The organism is uncultured Nostoc sp., assembly GCF_964245575.1.
Classification (GTDB): domain Bacteria; phylum Cyanobacteriota; class Cyanobacteriia; order Cyanobacteriales; family Nostocaceae; genus Nostoc.
In genome coordinates, this window is sequence record NZ_CAXTNP010000350.1 from 1 (window position 1) to 7,080 (window position 7,080).

The following is a 7,080-nucleotide window of genomic DNA, read 5'->3' on the forward strand; positions in this document are numbered from 1 at the left end:
TACCGAAATGAGAAAGCAATCAAGCATTTTGAGAAAGCAATATGGCTTTTTGCTTACAGAAAACACCAAAATGAGAAAGCAAACACGCGAGAGGATGTTTGAAAAGTATTATATGAAGCACCCAAAGCCTGAGAACTTAACTAATCCGGTAAAAAATCTTCATCTAAACATTCATCCGCAGTAAACGGAGAGTCTACGGGAAAAGTATCAAGGGATAAACCAGTTTCATCACTAGCTTGCTTTCTTGCATCTTGATAACAATCAGTAAAAACTTCCTGGAAATATGGTTTTAAACTAGGACTATCCTTAAAAGTTCTTGTCAACCTGCGGCGATGTTCTCTAATAGTTCCTTTCCAACTATTAGAGCGTTTTTCTGGCTGATATTTGTATTTTAATAGGTGCATTAATAAAACTACTAAATTGTTTTCTAAAGCTCTTTTTTCACTTCTCCCCATGCTTTCAATCTCTTCAATGAGATTTTCTAAATCAATTTCAGAAAATCTGCCTTCTTTTAACTGTTTAGCAGTTGTCTCTATCCACAAATAAAAATCTTGGTCGTACAGATGAGAGTTTGTAAAAACCGTTGGTTGAGGCGCTGTCATCTAATTTTCAACCTCCCAAAATCCAACCAGTAAACTTAATTTAATCCCGCTCTTGCTATGCTCATTACATATCTAAATAGATTCGTTTGGGCGTATCCCAAGTGGAACTTGAGACTTCGCAAGCAGCAGGGTAAATATATAATAACAAAATTTTAGCAAATTTATGATGATAACATATCTTACATTGTGGCGACTGAATATCCACAAACCAAAAATCAGATAGATATTACTTACGTGCAGAATAAGTGATAGTTGCTACTTTGGCATTAGGAAAGCTATTTTTAGAATAGCTACCTATATTACCTATCACCCCCATGAGTACCGAATATTCCGAAGACCGCCTGGTGCAACAAACTACCGCTAACTTCTTTGAACAAACCCTGAAATGGCACTCAGTTTACGCCTACAAAAAGGAAACTTTCGGGATTAACGGCACACTAGGACGCAAGGATAAACGGGAAGTTGTTCTCACACGCTATCTGCGCCAAGCACTAGAGAAACTTAACCCTGGTCATCCACAGCAAGTATACGACGATGCGATCGCCCAATTCACCACATCTAATATTTCAGACCAATTAGTTACCATCAACCAGAAAAAATACCAACTCATCCGTGAAGGTATCCTAGAGAAACCCTACAAAAACTCAGAGGGTGAAACCATCAATCCCCGCCTGAAAGTGATTGACTTTCAAAACCCAGAAAATAATCATTTCCTAATAGTGCGGGAGTTATCTATTAAAGGTTCTCTCTATTCCAAACGACCCGATATCATCGGCTTTGTTAATGGTATTCCTTTACTATTTATTGAACTTAAAGCCACGCACCGCAACGTTAGAGTCGCTTACGAAGACAACTACACCGACTACAAAGACACTATCCCGGAAATTTTCCATCACAACGCCATAGTCATGTTGAGTAATGGAATCGTGGGGAAAGTAGGTAGCATCACCAGTCGCTACGGCCACTTCCAAGAATGGAAACGTCTAGAAGAAGAGGAACTCGGCAAAGTTGACTACCAAACAATGTTAATCGGGATGTGCTGCAAAGACAATTTCCTCGACATCATCGAAAACTTCATCCTCTTTGATGACAGTAGCGGTAAAACTATCAAAATACTGACTCGTAATCACCAGTTTCTTGGTGTTAACCGCGCATTTACCGCCATTCAACAACGTGAAGTCCGAGAAGGGAAACTTGGCGTTTTCTGGCATACTCAAGGTAGCGGTAAATCTTACTCAATGGCATTTCTCACGCGCAAAGCCCACCGCCAATTACCAGGTAATTTTACTTTTGTCATCGTCACAGACCGCCAAGAACTAGATAATCAAATCGTGCAAACCTTTGCTGGCGTTGGTGCTATCAAAGAAAATAACACCCAAGCCGCCAGTGGTGAACAATTAGCTGAATTACTCAAAGACAACCATCGCTACGTTTTCACGCTGATTCACAAATTCAACAAACCCGGTGAGATTTACTCTCTCCGTCCCGATATTATCGTCATCTCCGACGAAGCGCACCGCACCCAATACGGTAAACTCGCGGAAAATATGCGCCAAGCTTTACCCAATGCGTCTTTCATCGGCTTTACTGGTACACCCTTAATGGAGTCGGAAGAAGACCAACTTACCCGTCGAGTTTTCGGCGGCTACGTTTCCACCTACGACTTCCAACGTGCTGTTGAAGATGGTGCAACTGTACCCCTCTACTACGACAATCGAGGCGAAGAATTATATTATGAGGACAAAGGTAGTCAACGCCAGGTTGCAGCTGACGAGGAACTAAATCAACGCCTCGCTACCGCCATCGAACAATTTGAACTCGACGCTGAACAAGAAGAAGCTGTCCGTCGCCGCTTGGGGGGAGAATATCTCATCCTCACCGCCGAAAAACGTTTAGACCGTATCGCCCAAGACTTAGTAGCTCACTATACCCAACGTTGGCAAACAGGAAAAGCGATGCTTGTTTGTCTAGATAAGATTACCGCCGTGCGAATGCACGGACTTATCGATAAATACTGGAAACAAGCAATACAAGCACAAAAGCAATTAGTCAAACAAGCTGCTGATGAACAAGAGGAAGTGGAACACCAGCAACATTTGCAATGGTTGCAGTCAACGGAATATTTAGTTGTAATCAGCGAAGCCCAAAATGAAGTCAAAACTTTTAAAGATTGGGGTTTAGATATAATTCCCCATCGCCAAATTATCAAAAGTCGCAATCTAGAGGAAGAATTTAAGAACGAAAAACACCCTTTCCGTTTTGCGATTGTCTGCGCGATGTGGTTAACAGGCTTTGATGTCCCCAGCCTTGCCACATTATATATAGATAAACCCTTACAAGGACATACTCTCATGCAAGCGATCGCTCGTGCAAACCGCGTCTACGAAGGGAAAAATAACGGCTTGTTAATTGATTACAACGGTATTTTAACAAGTCTCCGTGCTGCCCTTGCCAGATACTCGCGTGCAGAAGTCGGAAGCGAAGATGAAAGTATAACACCTTACAACGACCTAAATCAATTACAAGAAGATTATGCGATCGCACTTCAAAATTGTATTGACCACATCGCCAATCTGGGGTTTGAATTGCAAGAACTGGTAGAAACAGCAGGATTTGATAAAATTGCTGCTTTAGCAAGTGCAGTGAATGCAGTTTGTACAAACGATGAATCTCGCGCCCGCTTTGAAGTATTAGCCAGGGAAGTCTTCAAAAAGAAACAGGCGCTAATTACTGAACCGAAATTAACAGCACCCTACCAAGGAAGATATAACGCCATAGAGCAAATTTACAAATACTTACACGAACAACACAAAATATCTCTAGATATCAACGCTGTCCTCCGTTCCTTACAAGGTGTCGTTAGCGAGTTCATCAACGTTGATACTTCCCGTCTTCCAGGTTCAGAGTCAGGCAAAAATTACGATATCAGCAAGATAGACTTTGAGTTATTAAAAGCAGAATTTGCCAATTCCCCAACTAAAAATACCTCAGTCCAAACCCTAAAAGAAGCCGTCGAACGCCAACTCCAGCGAATGATACAACAAAACCCATCTCGCATTGACTACTACACGCGCTATCAACAAGTTATCCAAAACTATAACCGCGAAACCGACCGAGTAGCCATTGAACAAACATTTGAGGAACTGCTGAAACTTGTCAAAGACTTATCTGAAGAAGACACCCGTGCTGTCCGCGAAGGTTTAAGCGAAGAACACCTTGCCGTTTTCGACTTGCTTTGCTCATCTAAAGATAATTTAGATACTAGAATTAGAAACCGCGTCAAACAAGTTGCTCAATCCTTAATTGAAGCCGTAAAATCACAATTACAGCAACTAGAAAACTGGCGGGATAAGGAATCTACAAGAGCCACAATTAAGAGTTTTATTTATGATTACTTGTACAACGAAGACACAGGTTTACCTGTAGATGCCTACGATGATAGCGATGTAGACAACCTGAGTAATATAGTATTTATCCATATTTATCAGCAGTATAAAAGTGCTAATAAGCATCCTTATGCAGCGTAATAGTACTTAATATTACTCGTTAAAGCGTTTGAGGTTTTGGTGTAAGACTTCGTGAATGCGATCGCACCAAAAGGGAATCACAGTTTGTCCTTGACAAAGTGCTTCTAGGGCAGCTTGTTTATCAAACTCTGCCATTTGCAAAGGTTGTTCAGGCGATCGCGTGGCTAATAACATTAGCCGCTTCATCCTTTCTTCGGGGACAGACTCATCAAATAACCAAGGTTCTCGTTCGCGCAGAGTTTCCAATGCTGCATGGCAAACCTCAAAATTTAAACCGATTGACAGCAACTGTTCCATTACCGTTAACGCCAACAGGTCAGTTTTGGAGTAGTAAACATTACGACCTTTGCCAGTACTGTTAACCGTAGGTACTATAACTCCTTTCTCCCGCCAATACTGCAACTGGCGGCGAGAGCAATGAGTAATTTCTGCTGCTTCTGTGCTTGTGTAGAACTTTCCTTCCATAAGATTCATCCTATAGAAGGATCTTTTAAAACACATTGTTTTTTTATAGAACACGATGTGTTTTTATGATATTTTGTTTTTATGAGCCAGATTACTATTCAATGTCGCTTAATTGCTAGTGAATCTACCCGCCAAAAACTCTGGAAGTTAATGGCAGAATTAAACACACCCCTAATTAACGAACTGCTTCAACAACTTAGTAAACATCCAGATTTTGAGAAATGGCGAAAAAATGGCAAACTGCCGTCAACTGTTGTTAACCAACTTTGTCAACCCCTAAAAACTGACCCTAGCTTTACAGGTCAGCCCAGCCGTTTGTATTTATCAGCAATTCATGTTGTGGATTACATCTATAAATCTTGGCTGGCCATACAGAAACGGCTACAGCAGCAGCTAGATGGCAAGATACGCTGGCTAGAAATGCTGAACAGCGATGCTGAATTAGTAGAAATTAGCGGTTGTAGTTTAGAGGCAATTCGTACCAAAGCTGCTGAGATTTTGGCAATGGCTACGCCAGAATCTGACTCTAATGCTCCTTTGATTAAAAGAGGAAAGGTTAAAAAATCCAAAAAATCATCCGCTTCCAATCCTGACCGTAGCTTATCTCATAAATTATTTGATGCTTACCGAGAAACGGACGACATACTCAGCCGTAGCGCCATCAGTTATCTGCTGAAAAATGGCTGCAAACTTAATGACAAAGAAGAAGACCCCGAAAAATTTGCTAAACGCCGCCGTAAGGTTGAAATCCAAATTCAGCGGTTAACAGACAAGCTAACAAGTCGAATTCCCAAGGGTCGAGATTTAACCAATGCTAAATGGTTGGAAACACTCTTCACTGCTATAACCACTGTTCCAGAAGACAATGCTGAAGCAAAACGCTGGCAGGATATTCTGTTAACCCGATCAAGTTCTCTTCCTTTTCCCCTGGTTTTTGAAACGAACGAAGACCTAGTTTGGTCAAAAAATGAAAAAGGTAGACTCTGTGTTCACTTCAATGGCTTAAGCGATTTAACTTTTGAAGTGTACTGCGATAGTCGTCAACTGCACTGGTTTAAACGCTTTTTAGAAGATCAACAAACTAAACGCAAAAACAAAGATCAGTATTCAAGTGCTTTATTCACCCTCAGAAATGGTCGTCTAGCTTGGCAAGAAGGCGAAGGTAAAGGCAAACCTTGGAATCTTCACTACTTGAATCTCTATTGCTGTGTTGACAATCGGCTTTGGACTGCTGAAGGAACAGAACAGGTTCGCCAGGAAAAAGCTGATGAGATTACCAAATTCATCACTAAGATGAAGGAGAAAAGTGACCTTGGCGAAACACAGCTTGCTTTTATTAAACGTAAAGAATCAACGTTAACTCGAATTAACAATTCCTTTGAGCGTCCTAGTCAACTCTTTTACCAAGGTCAATCACACATTTTAGTAGGTGTTAGCCTGGGGCTGGAAAAACCTGCAAGTGTTGCTGTAGTAGATGCGATCACAGGCAAAGTTCTAACTTACCGGAGTATCCGCCAGTTACTTGGCGACAATTACGAACTTCTGAATCGGCAAAGACGACAACAGCGATCATCATCCCACGAACGCCACAAGGCACAGAAAAGCTTCTCTCCCAATCAATTTGGTACATCTGAGTTAGGACAGTATGTAGACAGACTATTGGCTAAAGAAATTATTGCGATCGCACAAACCTATAAAGCTGGCAGTATAGTTTTGCCTAAGCTAGGGGATATGCGAGAGATTGTCCAAAGTGAAATTCAAGCCATAGCCGAAGCAAAATGTCCAGGCTCCGTAGAAGTTCAGCAAAAATACGCCAAACAGTATCGAGTTAACGTCCATTCCTGGAGCTACGGCAGATTAATTCAAAGCATTCAAAGCAAAGCTGCTCAGGCAGGAATAATGATTGAAGGGGGAAAACAACCTATTCGCGGCAGTCCCAATGAAAAAGCAAAAGAATTAGCCTTTTCTGCTTACCATCTCCGCCTAGCTAGGCGAAGTTGACAAATATCTGAACCTTGACAATAAAATAATAAATAGCGCCGCAGTTAATGCTGCTTGCAGCCTCTGAACTGTGTTAAATGAGGGTTAGTTTGACTGTAGCAATACTGTCTTGCTTTCTGACCCTAGTAGCTGCTCACCCTGATGCTGCTGTCTTCGGACAGGATAGGTGCGCTCCCAGCAATAAGGGCGCGGATGTACTGCTGTAGTGGCTACTGAATCACCCCCGATCAAGGGGGAACCCTCCCCAATTCTTTATTTGACGCACCAAAGAGAGGTCAAAATTCCGCTCCTGGTTCGCGCAAATCCTGAAAACCTAATCCTACAAGGAATTTAGTCATAAATTTCTTTTGTAGACAATTCAAAAATTACATCCTGGGAGGATTTTGAGAAGGTTGACACAAGTCTGGTCTGAAAACCCTTCTATACAAGGGTTAAAGAAGGCAGCAGTTGCAACCGTCCTCTCAGCAATGGGAGGGTTGAAAGAG

4 protein-coding genes are annotated in these 7,080 nt (G+C 41.7%); 2 read left to right on the forward strand and 2 right to left on the reverse strand.

All coding sequences use genetic code 11. The features are described 5' to 3' along the window. Positions 1-140: 140 nt before the first annotated feature. Positions 141-602: a DUF29 domain-containing protein gene (locus tag ACFFAP_RS33900; RefSeq protein WP_375515328.1), complete on the reverse strand. Its 462-nt coding sequence runs from the start codon at positions 600-602 to the stop codon at positions 141-143. Between the two features lie 314 nt (positions 603-916). Between ACFFAP_RS33900 and ACFFAP_RS33905 the strand changes: the two genes are divergently transcribed. After that, positions 917-4,129, forward strand: coding sequence for a type I restriction endonuclease subunit R (locus ACFFAP_RS33905; protein WP_375515329.1), 3,213 nt, complete (start codon positions 917-919; stop codon positions 4,127-4,129). 12 nt (positions 4,130-4,141) lie between these two features. Here the strand turns inward: ACFFAP_RS33905 and ACFFAP_RS33910 are convergent, their stop codons facing one another. Continuing rightward, positions 4,142-4,594 carry a MerR family transcriptional regulator gene (locus ACFFAP_RS33910; protein WP_375515330.1) on the reverse strand — a complete coding sequence of 151 codons (453 nt, stop codon included), beginning with the start codon at positions 4,592-4,594 and terminating at the stop codon, positions 4,142-4,144. Positions 4,595-4,675: 81 nt separating this feature from the next. Between ACFFAP_RS33910 and cas12k the strand changes: the two genes are divergently transcribed. After that, on the forward strand, positions 4,676-6,595 hold the full coding sequence (gene cas12k, locus ACFFAP_RS33915; RefSeq protein ID WP_375515331.1) for a type V CRISPR-associated protein Cas12k: 1,920 nt from the start codon (positions 4,676-4,678) through the stop codon (positions 6,593-6,595). Positions 6,596-7,080: the final 485 nt, after the last annotated feature.